This window comes from Phytomonospora endophytica (genome assembly GCF_014202425.1).
Classification (GTDB): Bacteria; Actinomycetota; Actinomycetes; order Mycobacteriales; family Micromonosporaceae; genus Phytomonospora; species Phytomonospora endophytica.
Genome location: NZ_JACHGT010000009.1, coordinates 57,471 through 75,908 on the forward strand (window position 1 = coordinate 57,471; position 18,438 = coordinate 75,908).

General features: G+C 72.0%; 20 protein-coding genes. 10 read left to right on the forward strand and 10 right to left on the reverse strand.

Annotated elements, in window-relative coordinates:
- Positions 1-156: 156 nt before the first annotated feature.
- From HNR73_RS20975 to HNR73_RS20985, 3 genes are read right to left on the reverse strand one after another with little or no spacing between them, the layout of a single operon-like run.
- Positions 157-1,122, reverse strand: coding sequence for an ABC transporter substrate-binding protein (locus HNR73_RS20975; protein ID WP_184789267.1), 966 nt, complete (start codon positions 1,120-1,122; stop codon positions 157-159).
- Positions 1,119-1,874 (reverse strand): ABC transporter ATP-binding protein, encoded by a 756-nt coding sequence (locus HNR73_RS20980; protein WP_184789268.1) that lies wholly within the window; start codon positions 1,872-1,874, stop codon positions 1,119-1,121. The genes HNR73_RS20975 and HNR73_RS20980 overlap by 4 nt, the downstream gene beginning before the upstream one ends.
- On the reverse strand, positions 1,874-2,917 hold the full coding sequence (locus tag HNR73_RS20985) for a FecCD family ABC transporter permease (protein WP_184789269.1): 1,044 nt from the start codon (positions 2,915-2,917) through the stop codon (positions 1,874-1,876). Before HNR73_RS20985 ends, HNR73_RS20980 begins: the two co-directional genes overlap by 1 nt.
- A 141-nt stretch (positions 2,918-3,058) precedes the next feature.
- Here HNR73_RS20985 and HNR73_RS20990 point away from each other — a divergent pair, with 141 nt between their 5' ends.
- A complete protein-coding gene (locus tag HNR73_RS20990) occupies positions 3,059-4,132 on the forward strand; it encodes a mannose-1-phosphate guanylyltransferase (protein ID WP_184789270.1) in 1,074 nt (357 codons plus the stop codon).
- Between the two features lie 7 nt (positions 4,133-4,139).
- Here HNR73_RS20990 and HNR73_RS20995 read toward each other — a convergent pair whose 3' ends face one another.
- From HNR73_RS20995 to HNR73_RS21010, 4 genes are all read right to left on the reverse strand, one after another.
- Positions 4,140-4,364, reverse strand: coding sequence for a hypothetical protein (locus tag HNR73_RS20995; RefSeq protein ID WP_184789271.1), 225 nt, complete (start codon positions 4,362-4,364; stop codon positions 4,140-4,142).
- A 96-nt stretch (positions 4,365-4,460) separates the two neighbouring features.
- Positions 4,461-4,757, reverse strand: coding sequence for a hypothetical protein (locus HNR73_RS21000; protein WP_184789272.1), 297 nt, complete (start codon positions 4,755-4,757; stop codon positions 4,461-4,463).
- Between the two features lie 49 nt (positions 4,758-4,806).
- Positions 4,807-5,115: a hypothetical protein gene (locus HNR73_RS21005; RefSeq protein WP_184789273.1), complete on the reverse strand. Its 309-nt coding sequence runs from the start codon at positions 5,113-5,115 to the stop codon at positions 4,807-4,809.
- A gap of 35 nt (positions 5,116-5,150) precedes the next feature.
- Positions 5,151-5,924: a hypothetical protein gene (locus HNR73_RS21010; RefSeq protein WP_184789274.1), complete on the reverse strand. Its 774-nt coding sequence runs from the start codon at positions 5,922-5,924 to the stop codon at positions 5,151-5,153.
- A gap of 42 nt (positions 5,925-5,966) precedes the next feature.
- Between HNR73_RS21010 and HNR73_RS21015 the strand changes: the two genes are divergently transcribed.
- Together HNR73_RS21015 and HNR73_RS21025 are read left to right on the forward strand one after the other, a co-directional pair.
- Positions 5,967-7,145, forward strand: a complete 1,179-nt coding sequence (locus HNR73_RS21015) for a DNA recombination protein RmuC (protein WP_184789275.1) — start codon at positions 5,967-5,969, stop codon at positions 7,143-7,145.
- Positions 7,146-7,270: 125 nt separating this feature from the next.
- The gene (locus HNR73_RS21025) at positions 7,271-8,209 is read left to right on the forward strand and encodes a S41 family peptidase (RefSeq protein ID WP_184789276.1); all 939 of its coding nucleotides are present in this window, start codon (positions 7,271-7,273) and stop codon (positions 8,207-8,209) included.
- Here HNR73_RS21025 and HNR73_RS21030 read toward each other — a convergent pair.
- The gene (locus HNR73_RS21030; protein ID WP_184789277.1) at positions 8,206-8,595 is read right to left on the reverse strand and encodes a MerR family transcriptional regulator; all 390 of its coding nucleotides are present in this window, start codon (positions 8,593-8,595) and stop codon (positions 8,206-8,208) included. The two genes, HNR73_RS21025 and HNR73_RS21030, sit on opposite strands and share 4 nt — an antisense overlap.
- A gap of 84 nt (positions 8,596-8,679) precedes the next feature.
- Here HNR73_RS21030 and HNR73_RS21035 point away from each other — a divergent pair, with 84 nt between their 5' ends.
- Positions 8,680-9,597 (forward strand): aldo/keto reductase, encoded by a 918-nt coding sequence (locus tag HNR73_RS21035; protein WP_184789278.1) that lies wholly within the window; start codon positions 8,680-8,682, stop codon positions 9,595-9,597.
- On the opposite strand, the gene HNR73_RS21040 is transcribed toward HNR73_RS21035, so the two are convergent.
- Complete coding sequence (locus HNR73_RS21040; RefSeq protein WP_184789279.1) at positions 9,594-10,889, reverse strand: MFS transporter; 1,296 nt, start codon at positions 10,887-10,889, stop codon at positions 9,594-9,596. The genes HNR73_RS21035 and HNR73_RS21040 overlap by 4 nt on opposite strands.
- A 165-nt stretch (positions 10,890-11,054) precedes the next feature.
- On the opposite strand from HNR73_RS21040, the gene HNR73_RS21045 reads away from it, so the two are divergent.
- Both HNR73_RS21045 and HNR73_RS40805 read left to right on the forward strand, forming a co-directional pair.
- Positions 11,055-12,023: a quinone oxidoreductase family protein gene (locus HNR73_RS21045; RefSeq protein WP_184789280.1), complete on the forward strand. Its 969-nt coding sequence runs from the start codon at positions 11,055-11,057 to the stop codon at positions 12,021-12,023.
- An 11-nt stretch (positions 12,024-12,034) separates the two neighbouring features.
- A complete protein-coding gene (locus HNR73_RS40805; RefSeq protein ID WP_203686013.1) occupies positions 12,035-13,078 on the forward strand; it encodes a helix-turn-helix domain-containing protein in 1,044 nt (347 codons plus the stop codon).
- On the opposite strand, the gene HNR73_RS21055 is transcribed toward HNR73_RS40805, so the two are convergent.
- Positions 13,075-14,034: a 4-hydroxy-3-methylbut-2-enyl diphosphate reductase gene (locus tag HNR73_RS21055; RefSeq protein ID WP_373316595.1), complete on the reverse strand. Its 960-nt coding sequence runs from the start codon at positions 14,032-14,034 to the stop codon at positions 13,075-13,077. The two genes, HNR73_RS40805 and HNR73_RS21055, sit on opposite strands and share 4 nt — an antisense overlap.
- A 118-nt stretch (positions 14,035-14,152) precedes the next feature.
- Between HNR73_RS21055 and HNR73_RS21060 the strand changes: the two genes are divergently transcribed.
- The 4 genes from HNR73_RS21060 to HNR73_RS21075 all read left to right on the forward strand — a co-directional run bounded on the left by HNR73_RS21060 (position 14,153) and on the right by HNR73_RS21075 (position 16,891).
- On the forward strand, positions 14,153-14,740 hold the full coding sequence (locus HNR73_RS21060; protein WP_184789283.1) for a TIGR03086 family metal-binding protein: 588 nt from the start codon (positions 14,153-14,155) through the stop codon (positions 14,738-14,740).
- Between the two features lie 85 nt (positions 14,741-14,825).
- Positions 14,826-16,064, forward strand: a complete 1,239-nt coding sequence (gene xseA, locus HNR73_RS21065; RefSeq protein WP_184789284.1) for an exodeoxyribonuclease VII large subunit — start codon at positions 14,826-14,828, stop codon at positions 16,062-16,064.
- An 8-nt stretch (positions 16,065-16,072) separates the two neighbouring features.
- On the forward strand, positions 16,073-16,270 hold the full coding sequence (locus HNR73_RS21070) for an exodeoxyribonuclease VII small subunit (protein WP_184789285.1): 198 nt from the start codon (positions 16,073-16,075) through the stop codon (positions 16,268-16,270).
- A gap of 39 nt (positions 16,271-16,309) precedes the next feature.
- The gene (locus HNR73_RS21075) at positions 16,310-16,891 is read left to right on the forward strand and encodes a TIGR03086 family metal-binding protein (protein ID WP_184789286.1); all 582 of its coding nucleotides are present in this window, start codon (positions 16,310-16,312) and stop codon (positions 16,889-16,891) included.
- The last annotated feature ends 1,547 nt before the right edge of the window (positions 16,892-18,438 follow it).

Consider the following 18,438-nt stretch of genomic DNA (forward strand, 5'->3'; position numbering starts at 1 on the left):
GTTTCGTTCACGCCACCGCTCCACAGCCGTGCCCGCACACAGCCACACCGGCGGCCGCTCACGAGCTGCCGCTTCGCGGCGGCGCCCTCAGCCGGACCCTCAGCCGCCCCCTGACGACCACACCCCCGCGACCACACCTCCCCGAAACAGCGACGATCACCCCTTCATCCCCCGCAGGTACTCCCCGAACCTCTCCACCCCATCAACGTTCCTCGGCCCGCTGATCCCCTCGTTGTAGTCCAGGACGAAGAAGTTCCCCGCGACCACCGCCGGCAGTTCCCTCGTCATCGGCGACGACTCCAGGAACGCGATCTTCTCCTCGGCGGACTGGTCGCCGTAGTCGAGGATCATGATCACCTCCGGTGCCGCCTCCACCACCGGCTCCCAGCCGACCTGTGTCCAGCGCTCGTCGAGCCCGGCGAAGATGTTCTCGCCGCCGGCGAAGCGGATGATGTCGTTGGGCGGCACCTGACTCCCGGCGGTGAACGGCTGCTCGGTCCCGCTGTCGTAGAGGAACACCTTGACCGGCTCCCCCACCGGTGCCTGTGCCTTGACGGCCTCCACACGGGCCTTGAGCTCACCGACCAGAGTCTCGGCCCGGTCGGGCACCCCGAAGATCCGCCCGAGGCGCGTCAGGTCGGTGTACAACCCCTCGAAAGGCGTCCACCGCTCGGGATGGCCCGGGTAGTTGAAGCAGCTCTCGGCGTGCATGAAGCTCATGACGCCGAGGCCGTCGAGGATCTCCGGGGTGATCCCGCGCTTGTCGCTGAAGCCGGAGTTCCAGCCGGCGAGGACGAAGTCGGCGGCCACGTCGACGACGAGTTCCTTGTTGAGCAGGTCGTCGGAGAGGAAGTCGACCTTCGCGTACTCCGACGCCCACGGCGACTCGGTGACCGGCGGGTTCGCCGGGGGCATCACGTAGCCGCGCACGTACTCGGCGAGGCCGAGGGCGAACATCTTGTCGGCGCTGCCGCCTTCGTAGACGACCGCCTCGCGCGGGGTCGTGTAGGCGACGGGTTCACCGCAGCGGTTGACCGTGACGGTGTCGGCGGCTCCGTCGCCGGCGACGTCGGCGCCGCAGGCGGTGAGCGCCAGGACGACCGTGAGTGCGAAGTACTTCATGAGGGGTCTCCTTCCAGGCTGTACAACAGATGTGGCCCACCGGTGACGGGATGGGCGACGACGACGGCCTCGACGCCGAAGACCTCGCGGACGAGCTCCGTCGTCAGCACCTCCGCCGGTGTCCCCGACGCGACCAGTGCGCCGTCGCGCAGCACGGCGACGCGATCGCACGCGGCGGCCGCGAGGTTCAGGTCGTGCAGGACGAGCAGGACCGTCCGCTTCCCGTTGCGCAGCAACGACAGCAGCGCGATCTGGTGGCGCAGGTCGAGGTGGTTGGTCGGTTCGTCGAGGACGAGGACCTCGGGTTCCTGGGCGAGCGCGCGGGCGAGCAGGACGCGCTGCCGTTCGCCGCCGGAGAGGCCGTTGACGTGGCGGTCGGCGAGGTGGGCGACGTCGGCTTCGGCCATCGCGGCGGCGCAGGCTTCGCCGTCCTTCGTGGAGCGTCCGTCGCCGTGCGGGGCGCGGCCGAGGGCGACGAGTTCCGCGACGGTGAAGTCGGGGATGTCGTGGGATTCCTGGGTGAGGGCGGCGACGTGGCGGGCGCTTCGCCGCGGCCGCATCGCGGTCAGGTCGGCGTCGCCGAGCCACACCGTGCCCGTGGTCGGCCGCAGTGCCCGGTAGACGCAGCGCAGGGCGGTGGTCTTCCCGGACCCGTTGGGGCCGACGAGTCCCACGATCCGCCCGGCGGGGACGCGCAGGCTCAGGTCGCGCACGATGGCGCCGACGGAGATGCCGTCGAGTCGCAGGTCCATCAGCGTCTCCGGTGCATCAGGGCGAGGAACAGCGGTACGCCGACGAGGGCGGTGATGACTCCGGCGGGCAGTTCCCTGGGCGCGGCGAGCGTTCGCGCGGCGACGTCGACGAGGACCATGAAGGCCGCTCCCAGCAGCGGTGCCAGGACGAGCACCCGGGCGTGGACCGCGCCGGTGAGCAGCCTTGCGACGTGCGGGATCACCAGTCCGGCGAAGCCGATGGCGCCGCTGACGGCGACCATCGCGCCGGTCATCAGCGCGGTGAGCGCGAAGAGGCCGAGCCGCAGCCCGCGCGCGTCCACGCCGAGCGCGCCGGCCGTCTCGTCGCCGAGCGAGAGGACGTCCAGGTCGCGACGCAGCCGGTGGAGCACGCCGATCCCGCCGAGCACGACGACCGCGACGACGGGGATCACGTCCCAGCTCGCGGCGCCGAACCCGCCCATGGTCCAGAAGAGGATCGTGCCGGTGGTCTCGCCGTCGGGCAGCAGGTAGACCAGGACGCTCATGACCGCCTGGAGCCCGACGGAGATCGCGACGCCGGTGAGGACGAGCCGCAGCGGCGCGAGCCCGGCCGCCGCGAGGTAGACGACGACGGCCGCGCCGACGGCTCCGGCGAACGCTCCCCCGGTGACGGCGAGGCCGCCCGCACCGAGCAGTCCGGCGGCGACGGCTCCCACGGACGCGCCCGAGGAGACGCCGAGGATGTACGGGTCGGCGAGCGGGTTGCGGACCAGCGCCTGCATCGCGACTCCCGCGGCGGCGAGTCCGGCGCCGACGAGCGCGGCGAGCAGGACTCGCGGCATGCGGATCCGCCAGACGATCTGGTAGCGGGTGACCTCGTCGGCGTCGATCGTGCCGCCGGTGAGGGCGGCCCAGAGGTAGCCGGCGGTGTCGGCGGGCGGGATGGCGGCCGAGCCGAGGCCGACGGCGAGGATCACGGCGACCGGGAGCAGCGCGGCGAGGGCGAGGACGGCGAGGGTGTGGGATCCCCGGCGTGATCGTGGGGGCGCCGGGACGGCCGCGAGGGCGGCGGGCGGGGGCATGCGGGGTGGACCTCCGAGACAATTGAAAACGATTGTCATTAGAGATTAGGAGCCGCCGACGCGCAAGCCGATGAGTCACCGATCACACCCCCGCCGATGGCCGGTTGAGCGGCAATCGCCCCAATCCCGCATACTGGTCCGATGCTTCACGCGGTCATCCCGGCTGGCGGCAGCGGCACGAGGTTGTGGCCGCTGTCCCGCTCGAACCACCCCAAGTTCCTGCACGACCTGACCGGAGCCGAGCGCAGCCTCCTCCAGTCGACCGTGGCCAGGCTGGCACCGCTCGCCGACGCCGACCGCACCTACGTCGTGACCGGCACCGCGCACGCCACGCCGGTGGCCAGGCAGCTACCGGCCGTACCGGACCGCAACCTGCTGATCGAGCCCTCCCCGCGCGACTCCTGCCCGGCCATCGCGCTCGCCGCCGCCGTGATCGCCGAGCGCGACCCCTCGGGGATCATGGGCTCCTTCCACTCCGACCACCTCATCCCCGACGAGGCCCGCTTCGTCGAGACCGTCCGGACCGCGATGCGCCTGGCTCGCGACGGCTACCTGATGACGATCGGACTGAAACCGACCGCGCCGGAGACGGGCTTCGGCTACCTGCGCTGCGGCGACCCGCTGGACGGCGGGATGGTGCTGCGGGAGTTCCGCGAGAAGCCCGACAAGGCGACCGCGCAGTCCTATGTGGACGCCGGTTACCTGTGGAACTCGGGTCTGTTCGTGTGGCAGGTGAGCACGTTCCTGGGCGAACTGGCCCGGCAGCAGCCGAAGCTGCACGACGTCGTGCGCGAGATCGCCGCGGCCTGGGACACTCCGTCGCGCGAGGAACTGATCGGGCGCCTGTGGCCCGAGCTGCCGAAGATCTCGGTCGACCACGCCGTCATGGAGGGCGCCGCCGCCGCGGGCAAGGTCGCGGTCGTGCCCGGGGACTTCACCTGGCACGACGTCGGCGACTGGGACACCCTCGCCGAGGTGCTGGAGTCCGATGTGGACGGCAACGTCACGATCGGTTCGGGCGAGGTGTTGAGCATCGACACGACGAACACCGTCGTGGTGCCGAAGGGCGGCCGCCTCATCGCGACCGTCGGCGTGCGCGACCTCGTCGTCGTCGACACCGACGACGCCGTTCTCGTCTGCCCGCGCAACCGCGCGCAGGACGTCAAGAAGCTGGTCGACGAGCTGAAGGCGCGCGGCGACCGGGCGCACACCTGAGGAAGGGCTAGGGGTTCCCGCCGCCGGTGGCGTCGGTGTTGCCGTAGTGGCGCTGGGCCCCGTCGTGGGTCGCGCCGCCGTAGGGGTTCTTGTCACCGCCTCCCCAGGTTTTCTCGACACGGCCATGCTCGTGCGAAGGGGCGTTGCGGCCGCGCTCACGCCGGTAGATGACAAGACAGATCGCGGCCAGCACACCGATACCGACGAGACCCCACACCGCTAAAGCGTTCATGGATTCACGGTACGTGAACGAAGGCCGCTTCCGTCGCCCCTCATGGCCTCCGCCTCCGAAGCTCGTGGCGTTGAGACGGTCGACCGGGCGCGACGCTCAGTCGCCGCCGCCACCGCCGCCGGAATCACCGCCACCACCGGAATCACCGCCGCCCGAGTCCCCTCCACCGGAGTCGCCCCAGCCGCCGGAGTCACCCGAGTCGCTCTCGTAGCCGGAGCCGGAGTCCCCATAGGACGATGACGAGGAGTGGTAGTACCCGCCCCCTCCACCACGGCGCTCGGACTTCCCCCAGCGGCCTTTGCCGCCGAGGATCGCCGCCGCGATGACACCGCCGATGATCAGGAAGACACAGAGGACTCCGGGGTCGAGACCGGACGACGCAGCGAGCACCATCACGCCAGGGTAGGGACGCTGTCAACACCGTCCCGTTACCGTCGCGGACTCAGTACGGCGGCTGCTGCGGCGGGTACTGGGGAGGCTGCCCGGGGTCCTGAGGAGGCTGGCCGTACGGGTACTGCTGCTGTTGCTGCGAAGGCGGCTGACCGTACGGATACTCGCCGCTCTGCGGCGGCTGCGGGTAACCGCTCTGCGGGCCGGGTGGGTACGGCGGCTGACCGTACTGCTGCGGACCGTAGGGGTTGGCGTTCTTCTTCTTGTTGTTGACGATCACGATCGGGACGACGATCGCCGCCGCGACCACCACGAGAATCAAGAAGACGCACAGCAGACTGCTGACCCGCAACATTGTCACCCACTCGTTCCACGTCTCCGTAGCCCGAAGACGTCCTAGAAACCGCCGAAGTCGCCCCCGCCACCGAAGTCGCCTCCGCCGAAGTCACCGCCACCATAGTCCCCGCCGCCGTCACCGCCACCGTCACCGCCGCCGTCTCCACCGTCGGAGCCGGCGCCGTCGGCGTAACCGTCGGCGTAGGCGCCGTCGATCATCCCGCCGTACATCGCGGGCATGATCAGCGCGTCGAAGATCAGCATCGTGCCGAGGACGCTCGCGCCGCCGATCAGCGCCGGACGCCACCACGGCTCGGAGTACCAGCCACCCGGAACCGGTCGGCCGCCGACCATCCCGCCCGGGTAGTAGTGCCGGTTGCCCTTGCCCGGGGTGGGGCTGGCGCTGTAGTGGTGGCCGTCGACGTCGGCGTCGATGCGCTCCTTGACCTGCCCGGCGCGCGACTGCCCGTGCAGCGTCGGCAGCTCCGGACCGGGGTCGATGCCGAGCGCGGTACGGGCCGCTCGCACGTAGTACAGGCCTTCCAGGGCCGTCTGCCCGGCCAGGTCGTACTGCTTGAGGGTCGTCGCGCGCTCCAGCTGGGCGCCGGCGGCGTTGTAGCGTTCGCCGGCGTCGACGAGGGCCTGCTGCACGGCGACGTCGTCGCCCGCGGTGAGGTTCATGGTCTGTCCGCCGAGGCGCTCATACCAGCGCTGGGCCTCCTCGCGCGCGTCGGCGACGCGCCGGGCGGCGGCCTTGCGGCCGAGGATCACGACGGCGACCACCACGATGGCGACCGCGAGAAGAATGACGACCGGAACGACGTAACCCGACATGTCTGAACGGTACCCGGGAAAACTGAGGGCACACTGGAGCGCATGTCGTATGTCCTGATAGCGATCGTCTGTCTGGTTGCCGGGGGCGCGCTCGGCTGGTTCGCGGCCCGCGCGAAGACGGCGGCGGAGACCGCGACGCTCACCGCGAGACTGGCCGCGCGCGAGGAGGGCGAGACGCGCTTCGAGCAGTCCCTGCGGGCCTTGAGTCATGACGTGCACGCCGAGGCCAAGGCCGGGCTGTCGGAGCTGGTGCGGCCGCTGTGGGAGAGCCTCGACCGGTATGAGGCGCACATCGCCGACGTCGAGCGCGCCCGCATCGAGGCTTATGCCACCTTGCGCACGCAGGTGTCGGAGGTCGCGCAGACGTCGGACCGCTTGAGGGCGGAGACGGCGTCGCTGTCGTCGGCGATGAAGGCGCCCCAGGTGCGGGGAAGGTGGGGCGAGCACCAGCTGCGCCGGATCGTCGAGGCCGCCGGGATGCTGGAGCACTGCGACTTCAGCGAGCAGGTGACGGTGGCCGTCGAGGAGCGGACGTTCCGGCCGGACCTGGTGGTGCACCTGGCGGGCGGGAAGCAGGTGGTGGTCGACGCCAAGGCGCCGTTCGACGGGTACATGGAGGCGATGGAGGCGGGCGACGACGAGCCGCGCCGCAACAGCGCCCTGTCGGTGCACGCCAAGCAGCTGCGGGCGCACGTGGACGCGCTGTCGCGCAAGGAGTACTGGCGAGCGTTCCCGACGACGCCGGAGTTCGTGGTGCTGTACGTGCCCGCGGACGCCTTCTTGGATGCGGCCCTTCGCCGTGAGCCGACCCTGCTGGAGTACGCGTTTTCGAGGGACATCGTCCTCGCGACACCCGCCACGTTGGTCGCAATGCTCCGGACCATTGCCTACAGCTGGCGGCAGGACACCCTGGCGAAGAACGCGCTGGAAGTCCACGCCCTCGCCAAGGACCTGTACGCGCGCTTGTCGACGGTGGGCGGGCACCTGACGAAGCTGGGGGCGTCGCTGGGGGCGTCGGTGTCGTCGTACAACAAGGCGGTGGGGTCGATGGAGTCGCGGGTGCTGGTGACGGCGAGGAAGTTCGCCGAGATGGGGGTGAGCAAGGAGGTCATCCCCGACCTGGATCCGGTGGAGCTGACGCCCCGGCAGGTACAGGCGGCGGAGTTGGTGGACGACGGGCTTCAGGACTCGGGCGGGGAATCGACCCAGACGAGGCGGTAGCGGTCGCCGCTCGCCCGGACGTCCTCGTCCATGACACCAAGGGCCGCTCCGGCGCCGTCCTCACCATCTCCCCCTCGGCCTGGCACGGGTTCATCCGGAGCCTCCGCGAGGGCTAACCTCACCCCATGCCGCACCCCATGATCGAACCCGCCCTCACCCTCCTCACCAGCAACTACATCTTCCCGGACAAAGCCGCCACCATCGCCGCCGCCGTCCGCGAACGCGACGCCGCCGGCGACTACGACGGCCTCGACGAGCCCACCCTCGGCGAGCGCGTCACCGCCCTCTTCGACGAGCTCTCCGGTGACAAGCACCTCCGCCTGCGCCCGACCGCGAACCCGGGTGCCGAGACACCGGCGGAGGCGGACATCATCGCCGCGTGGGAAGCGCATCTGACGCGCACCAACCACGGCGTCGCCGAGGTTCGCCGCCTGCCCGGCAACGTCGGTCTGATCTCGCTGACGAACATCAGCTCGCCGGAGAGCGGCTCGGCGGTGATCGCGGCGGCGATGACCCTCGTCGCGAACACGCACGCCCTGATCTTCGACAACCGCCAGAACAGGGGCGGCTCCCCCGAGGGCGTCCAGCTGTGGCACAGCCACCTGTTCCCCGACGGCGACACGCACCTCAACGACATCTTCACCGGCGGCACCGGCGTGACGCGCCAGTACTGGACGCTCCCCGCCGTCCCCGGCCCGCGCTACCACGACCGCCCGGTCTGGAACCTGACGTCGTCGACGACCTTCTCGGCCGGCGAGGAGTTCAGCTACAACCTCAAGACGCTCAAGCGCGCGACTCTCGTCGGCGAAACGACCCGGGGCGGCGCGCACCCGACCGAGGTGTTCCCGTTGTCGGCGACCTTCGAGATCACCATCCCGATCGCCCGCTCCATCAACCCGGTGACCGGCACCAACTGGGAGGGCACGGGCGTCGTCCCCGACATCGCGGTGCCCGCCGACGACGCCTTCGGCGTCGCCTACAAGGCCGCCCTCGAACACGTCATCGCCGGCGACCCGCACCCGGCGACGCTCGCCGAGGCGAAAGAGGCCCTGGCCGGGCTCTAAACCGACGCCGAGGCCGATGCCGCGGGGGCCGCGACCTCGCGGTACCACTTCACCTTGTTGCGGATGTAGGCCTGCCTGTCGCGCATGCCCGCGATCTCCTCGGAGACGCGGGCATCGTGCTCTTCGAGGAGCGCGATCCGCTCGCCCATCGTGTGGTCGCCTTCGCGGCACAGTTCGGCGAAGCGGCGCATCTCGACGATCGGCATACCGGTGTTGCGCAGGCACGACAGCGTCCCGAGCCAGCCGATGTCGTCGTCGGTGAAGCGCCGGTGGCCCGACGACGCGCGGTGCACCGAGTCGAGCAGGCCGATGCGCTCGTAGTAGCGGAGGGTGTCGAGGCTGAAGCCGGTCCGTTCGGCCGTCTCCGAGGGGGAGTAGTACTTCATCCGTCAAAGCATGCCAGCTGATCTCCGCCGGGCGCATCTTTCGCGGCTTGACCTGGAGCGCGCTCCAGGTTGCACAGTGATCGCATGACGAACGAACTCGCCCTCGGCACGGTCTCCTTCGGCACCACCATCGACGAAGAGCGCTGCTTCGCGATCTTCGACCGCTTCGCCGACGGCGGGGGCCGCATCATCGACACCGCGGACAACTACAACTTCTGGGACGAGGGCGCCGACGGCGGCGAGGCCGAGCGCATGCTGGGCAGGTGGCTCGCGAGCCGGGGCCGCGAAGGCCTGACGATCGCGACGAAGCTCGGCGCGCAGCCGGTCGGGCCGGGCGAGTGGCCCGACAACACCGAGGGCCTGTCGGCGAAGGCGATCCGGACGGCCCTCGACGGGAGCCTGCGACGTCTCGGCGTCGATCACGTCGACGTCCTCTACGCGCACATCGAGGACCGCCGTGTCGGCCTCGACGAGACGATGGAGGCGCTGCACGAGCAGGTCGCGGCGGGCAAGGTCGGGCGCATCGGTGTCAGCAACCACGCCGTCTGGCGCGTCGAGCGCGCCCAGAACCTGGCGGCCGCGAACGGCTGGACGCCCTTCACGTGGCTCCAGTACCGGCACTCCTACCTCCAGCCCCGGCCCGACGCGGCCCTCGACCAGAGCGGCCACCGCGTCGCCCAGCCCGACCTGCTCGACTACGTGCGGAGCAACCCCGAGCTGACGCTCTTCGCGTACACGTCGATGATCTTCGGCGCCTACGGCGGCCGCCCCCTCCCCGAGGCCTACGACCACGCCGGCACCACCGCGAAACTCGCCGTGCTCGCCGAAGTCGCCGCCGAACTGGAGGCCTCGACGAGCCAGGTCGTGCTCGCCTGGCTGATGGGTGACGGGATCGTCCCGATCATCGGGTCGAGCCGCCTGGAGACTCTCGACGAGAACCTGGCCGCGCGCGACGTGAAACTGAGCGATGGGCAGCGCGCGCGGTTGAACGCGGCGGGCTAGTCGCGGGCGAGGCCGGGGGCGAGGAGCCCGGTCAGCAGCGGCGCCGCCGCCGCGACGGCCAGGGCACCGCCCGGCCCGAGCGGTCCCGACAGCGCTCCGGCCAGCGCCGAACCGGCCGCTCCCCCGACGAAGAAGCACAGGTTGAGCAGCCCCATCGCGGCTCCCCGCCGTCGCGGTTCGACGGCGGCGGAGACGCGGCCGGTCGCCACGACCTGGGTGGTCGCGAAGCCCGTGGTCGCCAGCGACGTTCCGACGACGAGTCCCCAGGCGCCGCCGACACCGAGCCCGGCGGCGGCGCCCGCGACGGCTGCGGCGATCGCGACGGCCGCAAGAACCACCGGCCGGGCGGCCACGCGCGACACCACGGCCCCCAGCACGGCCCCGGGCAGCAGCGCGGCCCCGACCGCCAGAACACCCCAGTGGTGCTCACGCGCGAGGAGCTGTGGGACGGCGTACATGGCGGCGAACAGCCCCGCGTAGACGCCCGCGCCGACGGCCGCCGCGCGCAGGAAACGGCGGTCGGTGACGACCGCGCGGGGCACGAAGCCTTCGGGCCTGGCCACGACCCGCCGCCACAGTGCGACCGCCCCGCCGAGGAAGACCAGCGCGCACGCGAGGACGGCCGCGAAAGGCATCGTGCGCGCCTGGATCAGCATGAGACCGGCCGTCGCGGTCGCCGTGAGCAGGAGCGCGCCGACGGCGTCGACGGGCCGCCGTTCCCGGGCCGCACCGGCCAGCGGGAGGCACAGCGGGACCGCCAGGACCGACAGCACCGGCAGGACGAGCGCGATCCGCCAGGTCAGAACCGAGGTCGTGATGCCTCCGGCGAAAGTCGCGGCGGCCGCGAAGACCGCGATCACCGCGCCGAAGACGGCCAGGACACGCCGCCGCTCGGCAGGGTCGGTCGCCGCGGCCAGCGCGAGTCCGCCCGCCGCGAGGGCACCGGACCCGAGGGCGAGCACCGCCCGACCGGCGATGAGCGTGCCGAGACCGGGTGCGTAGAGGCAGGCGAGCGCGCCTGCGGCGGCGATCGCGCTGCCCGACCAGAGGACGGCTCGGGTGCCGATGGCGTCGGCGAGTCGGCCGAAGAGGGCCGTGCCGACGCCGAGGGCGAGCGCGTGGACGGTGAGGATCCAGGTCGCGGCGGCGGGGTCGGCGCCGAGCGAGGTGATGACGGCGGGCAGCGCGACGCCCGCGGCGGTGACGCCGAAGACGGCAGGTCCGAACAGGGCGCCGAGGCGCAGGCCGACGAGGCGGACGGCCGGTTGGGCAGGGGCATGGACAAGGGACATGAGGGGCTCCTCGGGTCGGTGGATCTCGACCCTCCGCCGCCTCACCGGCCGGGCGTATCCCTCGCCTGCGGGGTTTCGCGGGCGGGAAACCCCTCAAACGCGGGGTGTGCGGAGCGCCGCCCGCGCCGGAGGCTCGAAGTCGTCACCGACCGAGAAGGAGCAGCCATGCGCGCAGTCGTCGTCCACGAGGCGGGAAACCCCGAGGTGCTGGCCGTCGCCGAGCATCCCGATCCGGTGCCCGCGCCCGGTGAGGCCCTCGTCCGGGTCGCCGCGGCGGGTGTCAACTACATCGACGTCGCCCACTGCGCGGGGACCATCGCGGTACCGGGACCGTTCGTGCCGGGCGTCGAGGGCTCGGGCACGCTGCTGACGGCAACCGTCGACCTGCCCGCGGGCGCCCGGGTCGCCTGGGCGATGCCCAGGGGCCTGCACGAGGGCGCGGGTGGCTACGCCGAGAAGGTCGCCGTCCCCGTGGCCGGCCTCGTGCCCGTCCCCGACGGCATCACGCTGGACACCGCGGCCGCCGCGCTCATGCACGGCCTGACCGCGCACTACCTGACCCACTCCGTCCACGCCGTCCGGCCGGGCGACACCGTCCTCGTGCACGCCGCCGCCGGAGGGCTCGGGCTGACGTTGACGCAGGTCGCGCGGATCCGGGGCGCCCGGGTCATCGGCACGACGTCCACATCAGAGAAGGCCGCGATCGCCGAGAAGGCGGGCGCCGAGGTCGTCGGCTACGAGGACTTCGCCGCCGAGGCCCGCCGCCGCACCGACGGCGCCGGAGTCGCCGCCGTCTACGACGGAGTCGGCGCCGTGACCTTCGACGGCGGCCTGGCCGCCCTGCGCCGGCGCGGCACCTACGTCCTGCTCGGCACGGCCTCCGGTCCCGTCGCGCACGTCGACCCCGCACGGCTGCTGACGGGCGGGTCGCTGATGTTCACCCGCCCCGGCATCATCGACTTCATCGCCGACCGCGAGGAACTCCTCGCCCGCGCCAACGACGTGTTCGGCTGGCTCGCCGAGGGCCTCCTCGACGTGCACGTCGGCGCCCGGCTTGAGCTGGATCACGCCGCCGAGGCGCACCGCGCCCTCGAAGAACGGCGCACTATCGGTAAGACACTGCTGATCCCGTGACCGGAGGCGCCGTGGACACTCCCCTCGACCTGTTCGCGCGGGCCGCGCACCGGCTGCGGCGGCAGGTGCCCTTCGACTCGGCCGTGTGGCGCGCCGTCGACCCCTTCACCGGCCTGCCGACCGCACCCATCCTCGGGCAGGACGTCACCGCCGAAGGCTGCGCGGCCTACTGGCGGATCGAGCTGGGCGGCGACCCGGTCAACGCCTTCGCCGAACTCGCCCGCGCGGCCTCGCCCGCCGCCGGGCTGCGCGAGAGCACCGGCGGGCTGCCCGCCCGGAGCGTGCTGTACCGCGACTTCATGCGCCCGCGCGGGATCGACGACGAGCTGCGTGCCGTCCTGCGCGCCGACGGTCTCCCGTGGGGCCAGATCAGCCTGTTCCGGCATCGCGGGCGGGCACCGTTCACCATCGCGGAGACCCGCGCGGTCGCCGCGCTCTCGACGCCGCTCGCGCGTCGCCTGCGCGCCTTCGCCGTCCCCTCGACCGAGCCGCATGACGGCGCCGGTCCCGGGCTGCTGCTGTTCGACGCCGACGACCGGCTCGTCGCGGTCAACGACGAGGCGCGCGGGCATCTCGGCGACATGCCGCCCGGGCCCTCCGTCGAGACGGCCTGGGGTGTGCGCGTGCCCGCGTGGGTGCACAGCACGGCGCTGCGGGCGCGGTGGGCCGACGAAGCCGGTGCCGCCCGGATCCGCATCCGCGGGCGCTCCGGCCGGTGGATCGTCTGCCACGCCACCTGCCTGCGCGCCCCCGACGGGACCCCCGTGCAGACGGCCGTCGTGCTGGAAGCGGCGGCGCCCTCGGAGGTCGCCACGCTCGTCGTGCAGGCCTACGGCCTGACGGCCCGCGAACTGGAGATGACGCAGTGCCTGGCGAGGGGCCTGGGTACCGCGGAGATCGCGGCGGCGCTGTACATTTCGCCGCACACCGTGCGCGACCACGTCAAGGCCGTGTTCGCCAAGGTCGGGGTGAGCAGCCGCCGGGAACTCGTGGCGCGGCTGTACACCGAGCAGTACGAGCCCCTCGGGGCGGCGGGCAAGACCGTGACGGCCTAGGAGACCCCGGCCTTCTTCATGTCGCGCTTGAGGTCCTGCGGCAGGGAGAACACCAGCTTCTCCTCGGCCGAGTCGATCTCGGTGACCTCGCCGTATCCGCGCTCGGCGAGGAAACGGAGCACTTCCTGCACGAGCTCGTCGGGCACGGAGGCACCGGAGGTGACGCCGACCGTGTCGACGCCTTCGAGCCAGGACTCGTCGATCTCGTGCGCGAAGTCGACGAGGTACGACGCGTTCGCGCCGGCCCCGAGGGCGACCTCGACCAGCCGCACCGAGTTCGACGAGTTGCGCGAACCGACCACGATCACGAGCCCGCACTCCCCGGCCATCTCCTTGACGGCGAGCTGGCGGTTCTGGGTGGCGTAGCAGATGTCGTCGCTGGGCGGGGCCTGGAGCAGCGGGAGCTTGGCGCGGAGCCGCTCGACGGTCTCCATGGTCTCGTCGACCGAAAGGGTCGTCTGGGACAGCCACACGACCTTCTCGGGGTCGCGGACCTTGACGTTGGCGACGTCGTCGGGGCCGTCGACGAGCTGGATGTGCTCGGGGGCCTCGCCGGAGGTGCCGATGACCTCTTCGTGGCCCTCGTGTCCGATGAGGAGGATGTCGTAGTCCTCGGCGGCGTAGCGCCGGGCCTCGTTGTGGACCTTGGTGACCAGGGGGCAGGTCGCGTCGATGGCGCGCAGTTCGCGGGCCTTGGCCTCGTCGTGGACGACGGGGGCGACGCCGTGCGCGGAGAAGATCACGGTGGCGCCGACCGGCACCTCCTCGTTCTCCTCGACGAAGATCGCGCCCTTCGCCTCAAGCGTCGAGACGACGTGCTTGTTGTGCACGATCTCCTTGCGCACGTAGATCGGCGGACCGTAGACCTCCAGGGCCTTCTCCACCGTCACGACGGCACGGTCTACGCCCGCGCAGTATCCGCGCGGTTTGGCCAGCAGGACGCGTTTGGTCGACACGCCTGCCATGGTACGCAGGCGCCCCCGGCGCGGGATCATGCACGTGCGGGCCCTCACAGGAGGCGGCTGTCGCCTTTGTTCAAGACCGGCGGGGGTCCGGCTCCATAGAGTCGGGGGCATGAGCGATGACAAGAAGACCCATGAACTGCTGAAACTGGCCGCCGCGAGCGCTTCGCGAGTCGTCGCGGGCGCGGGCGAGATCGACTTCGGCCGTCCGACGCCGTCCCCCGGCTGGGATGTCCGCGAACTGGCGAACCACTTCATCGTGTGGAGCGCTTACGCGCTGGAGAGGCGCGGTCTCCGTCAGGAGTTGGGCGAGGACGTCACCGGCCGCGACTTCGTCGGCGAGGCGGACTGGCGCGCCGAGTACGAGACGACCATGGACCACGCCTTGGAGGTCTGGTCGGACCCGAAGACCTTCGAGGGCGAGATCGGGACGGGTCACAGCGCGATGGCGGCGGGCGACATCGCGACGATGCTGCTGCTGGAGACCGTGCTGCACTCCTGGGACTTCGCGAAGGCGACCGGTCAGGACTACGTCACCGATCCGGCCCTCGGCGAGGGCGTCCTGCCGCTCGTCGAGCAGTGGGCGGAGATGTACCGCCAGTACGACGGTTTCGGCGAGCCCGTGGAGGTTCCGGCCGGGGCGAGCGCGATGGACCGGGCGCTGGCGTTGTCGGGTCGCGACCCGAACTGGACTCCGTGACGCTCCGCCGTCCGGAATACACCGTTTTCGGCACCGGCGCGCTCCGTACCGTCGTTCCGTCACAGCCCTCCCGTACGCTGACCGGGTGACCGAGACCCAGCAGAAACGGGAGGGCGCCGCGCCGGCTCCCAGCCCGGAGGCCCCGTGGCCCGTGCGGGTCGTGAGCCAGAAGATCGGCGAGTGGGTCGGCCGCCTCGGCTGGGTGTGGGCCGAGGGCGAGATCGCCCAGATCACCAAACGGCCCGGCAGTCCGCTGGTGTTCATCACCCTGCGGGACATGTCGGCCGACATCAGCGTGACCGTGACCGTGCCCCGCCGCTTCGTGGAGGCCGCCGAGCCGCCCCTCGTGCAGGGCGGGCGGGTCGTCGTGCACGGCAAGCCCTCCTGGTACCCGGGGCGTGGGACGCTCTCGCTGAGCGCCGACGACATCCGCGCGGTCGGGCTGGGCGAGCTCCTGGCCCGCCTCCAGGCGTTGAAGAAGATGCTCGCCGCCGAGGGGCTGTTCGACCCGGCCCGCAAGCGGCCGCTGCCGTTCCTGCCGCGCCGGATCGGGCTGATCACGGGCCGCGCGAGCGCCGCCGAGAAGGATGTTCTGGAGAACGCGAAGCTGCGTTTCCCGGCCGCCGACTTCCGCGTGATCAACGTGCCCGTGCAGGGTGCGTCGGCCGTCCCGGCGGTGCTGGACGCGCTGCGGGCGCTGGAGACGGACCCGGACGTCGAGGTGATCGTCCTGGCGCGTGGTGGTGGCAGTGTCGAGGATCTGCTGCCCTGGTCGGACGAGGCGCTGTGCCGCGCGGTGTTCGCGTGCCGCACGCCGATCGTCGCCGCCATCGGGCACGAGACGGACAATCCGCTGGTCGACTATGTCGCCGACGTGCGCGCCTCCACCCCGACCGACGCCGCCAAGCGCGTCGTCCCGGACTTCTCCGAGGAGTTGCGCGCCCTGGGCATGGCCCGCCGCCGCCTCGACCTGGCGATGAACGGTCTCCTCGACCGCGAGCAGCACCGCCTGGACGCCGTGCGTTCGCGGCCGGTGCTGGCGCAGCCGAAGACGATGATCGAGAACCGTCAGGTGGAGATCGGCGAGTTGCTGCGCAGGACGCGGCATTCGCTGTCGGGACGGCTGGCGTCGGCCGTCGACGGGCTCGGGCACGTGCGGGCCAGGTTGCGGGCGTTGTCGCCGCAGGCGACGCTCGATCGCGGGTACGCGATCGTGCAGCGCGCCGACGGTTCGGTGCTGCGCGCCGCCGCCGAGGCGGAGAGTGGCGAGGTCCTGCGGGTCAGGCTCGCCGAAGGCGAGATCCACGCGAGTGTCAAGGAGTGAGTGCAGGCATGTCCGAGGAGAGCTTGAGCTACGAGCAGGCCCGCGCCGAACTGGTCGCCGTGGTGGAGAAGCTGGAGGCGGGCGGAGCGACGCTCGAAGAGTCGCTGGGGTTGTGGGAGCGCGGTGAGAAGCTCGCCGACACGTGCCAGGCGTGGCTGGACGGGGCCCGTGAGCGGCTGGAGAAGGCGCGCGCGGCGGAGGCCTGAGCGGGTGTGAATGTCGGTCCGTCGGGGCATGCTGCTCACATGGCGGATTTCGCGGACAGATACGTGACCGAACCCGACCCGATGGCGGCCTACGAGCGCCTCGTCGACACCGTCGAGGCGCTGCTCGCCTCGGTGAGGCCGGAACAGATGGACGACCCGACGCCGTGCGGCGACTGGGATGTGCGGCGAGTGATCGCGCACCTCGCGGACACCACGGACGTGTACGCCACGCTCGCCTCGACGGGCGAGATCCCCGAGGACACCCCGACGTACGAAGACCCGATCGCGGCCTTCCCCATCCAGGCGGCCCGCGCCCGCGAGGCCTTCAACGCCCCGGGCTACCTCACCGAGGTGAGACCGACCCCGATCGGCCCGCAGCCCGGCTCGGTGGCGGTGCAGCACGTGGTCAACGAGCTGCTGACGCACAGCTGGGATCTGGCGAAGGGCCTGGGCACGTCAACGGACTTGGTGCCGGACATCGCGACGCGCTCCCTGGAGAGCTGGAAGGTGTTCTTCGCCGACTACCCACGCGAGGCGATGGGCTTCAACTTCGACGAGGAACACGAGACGGCGGAGGGGATGACGGAGGCGGACCGAGTGGCGGCGTACTTGGGCCGGTGAGGACGGGGCGGCGGGGCTGGCAAGGGCTGACGGCTGCGGGCTGATGACGGCGCCGAACACCGGGCAGCACTCAGCGGCGGAGGCTCGAACGAAACGCGCACTCCCCCGCATGCCCCAAAGGGGCCCCAAAAATTACGATACGGGCAGGGTGCGACAAGACCGGCCGCCGGTGAAACATGCGCATGTCTCACCGAGGAGCGGCTAAGGCCTCACGGTTGACGGCGGGGCACGGCGGCGGGGGTGGCGGGGCACGGCGGCCGGGACGGCGGCCGGGACGGCGGGGGTCGCGGACCGCAAGCCGCTCGATCCTGACCCCGGCGCCGCCTCAACACGGCGCCCGACGGGCGGGCGGTATGCGGCGGGCGACGCGAGGGCTGGCGACGCGCCGTTCGCGGCCTTGCGGCAGGGCAGCGCCCTTCGCGGCCACGTAGCGGGCAGCTCGTGGTCTCGCGGCATGCGGTTCGTGGTCTCGAGGCGGGGCGATGTGCGGGCGGGCTGGCGACGCCAGTTCGCGGCCTTGCGGCAGGGCAGCGCCCTTCGCAGCCTTGCCGCGGGCAGATCGTGGTCTTGCGGCAGGGCGGTGGCCACGCGGCTGGCAGCAGGGCAGCGCCGTTTGCGGCGGGCGGCGGGCAACGCGCGGCCGGGCGATGCGCAGTTCGCGACCTTGCGGCAGGGCAGCGCGGTTCGCGGTCTCGCGGCAGAACCGCGCGGTCCGCGAGCTCGCGGCGGATCGTGGTCTCACGGCAGGCGGCAGGCGGCAGGCGGTTCACGGTCTCGCGGCGGGCAGATCGTGGTCTTGCGGCAGGGCGGTGGCCACGCGGCTGGCAGCAGGGCAGCGCCGTTTGCGGCGGGCGGCGGGCAACGCGCGGCCGGGCGATGCGCAGTTCGCGACCTTGCGGCAGGGCAGCGCGGTTCGCGGTCTCGCGGCAGAACCGCGCGGTCCGCGAGCTCGCGGCGGATCGTGGTCTCACGGCAGGCGGCAGGCGGCAGGCGGTTCACGGTCTCGCGGCGGGCAGATCGTGGTCTTGCGGCAGGGCGGTGGCCACGCGGCTGGCAGCAGGGCAGCGCCGTTCGCGGCGGGCAGCGGGCAGCGGGCAGCGGGCAGCGGGCAGCGGGCAGATCATGGTCTTTCGGCATGCGGTTCGCGGTCTCGCGGCAAAGCGGCGGCCACGAGGCGGGCAGCGTGCGGGCTGGCGGTGTGCGGGCTGGCAACGCGCAGTCCGCGGTCTTGCGGCAGGGCAGCACCGTTCGCGGCCACGCAGCGGGCGCGGGCGCAGCGGGCAGATCGTGGTCTCGCGGCGGGCGGCTTGCAGTTCCCGGCCTCGCGGCAAAGCAGCGGGTTCGCAGTCTCGCGGCGGGCGGCCGGCACGGCGGGGCACTGCGGCAGGCGGAGGACGGCAGACGGCAGCCGCCCCGTAAAACCAGCCAACTGACGGCCGCAACTCCACCACCACCGCAACCCCCCACGGGTGAACTCTGCCGCGTAAGGCGTGGTGGTCGACGCAGCCGTCCCTCAACCCCCACCCACCAAACACTCGCCCCAGGCC

What these genes read in the sequence shown, in the direction of transcription:
- HNR73_RS20985 (WP_184789269.1), bottom strand. Translation starts at nt 2,917, where the DNA reads ATGCCCCCGCCCGCCGCCCTCGCGGCCGTCCCGGCGCCCCCACGATCA.
- HNR73_RS20980 (WP_184789268.1), bottom strand. Translation starts at nt 1,874, where the DNA reads ATGGACCTGCGACTCGACGGCATCTCCGTCGGCGCCATCGTGCGCGAC.
- HNR73_RS21000 (WP_184789272.1), bottom strand. Translation starts at nt 4,757, where the DNA reads ATGGTGCTCGCTGCGTCGTCCGGTCTCGACCCCGGAGTCCTCTGTGTC.
- HNR73_RS21030 (WP_184789277.1), bottom strand. Translation starts at nt 8,595, where the DNA reads ATGAAGTACTACTCCCCCTCGGAGACGGCCGAACGGACCGGCTTCAGC.
- HNR73_RS21015 (WP_184789275.1), top strand. Translation starts at nt 5,967, where the DNA reads ATGTCGTATGTCCTGATAGCGATCGTCTGTCTGGTTGCCGGGGGCGCG.
- HNR73_RS20975 (WP_184789267.1), bottom strand. Translation starts at nt 1,122, where the DNA reads ATGAAGTACTTCGCACTCACGGTCGTCCTGGCGCTCACCGCCTGCGGC.
- HNR73_RS21040 (WP_184789279.1), bottom strand. Translation starts at nt 10,889, where the DNA reads ATGTCCCTTGTCCATGCCCCTGCCCAACCGGCCGTCCGCCTCGTCGGC.
- HNR73_RS21045 (WP_184789280.1), top strand. Translation starts at nt 11,055, where the DNA reads ATGCGCGCAGTCGTCGTCCACGAGGCGGGAAACCCCGAGGTGCTGGCC.
- HNR73_RS20995 (WP_184789271.1), bottom strand. Translation starts at nt 4,364, where the DNA reads ATGAACGCTTTAGCGGTGTGGGGTCTCGTCGGTATCGGTGTGCTGGCC.
- HNR73_RS21075 (WP_184789286.1), top strand. Translation starts at nt 16,310, where the DNA reads ATGGCGGATTTCGCGGACAGATACGTGACCGAACCCGACCCGATGGCG.
- HNR73_RS21035 (WP_184789278.1), top strand. Translation starts at nt 8,680, where the DNA reads ATGACGAACGAACTCGCCCTCGGCACGGTCTCCTTCGGCACCACCATC.
- HNR73_RS21010 (WP_184789274.1), bottom strand. Translation starts at nt 5,924, where the DNA reads ATGTCGGGTTACGTCGTTCCGGTCGTCATTCTTCTCGCGGTCGCCATC.
- HNR73_RS20990 (WP_184789270.1), top strand. Translation starts at nt 3,059, where the DNA reads ATGCTTCACGCGGTCATCCCGGCTGGCGGCAGCGGCACGAGGTTGTGG.
- HNR73_RS21025 (WP_184789276.1), top strand. Translation starts at nt 7,271, where the DNA reads ATGCCGCACCCCATGATCGAACCCGCCCTCACCCTCCTCACCAGCAAC.
- HNR73_RS21070 (WP_184789285.1), top strand. Translation starts at nt 16,073, where the DNA reads ATGTCCGAGGAGAGCTTGAGCTACGAGCAGGCCCGCGCCGAACTGGTC.
- HNR73_RS21060 (WP_184789283.1), top strand. Translation starts at nt 14,153, where the DNA reads ATGAGCGATGACAAGAAGACCCATGAACTGCTGAAACTGGCCGCCGCG.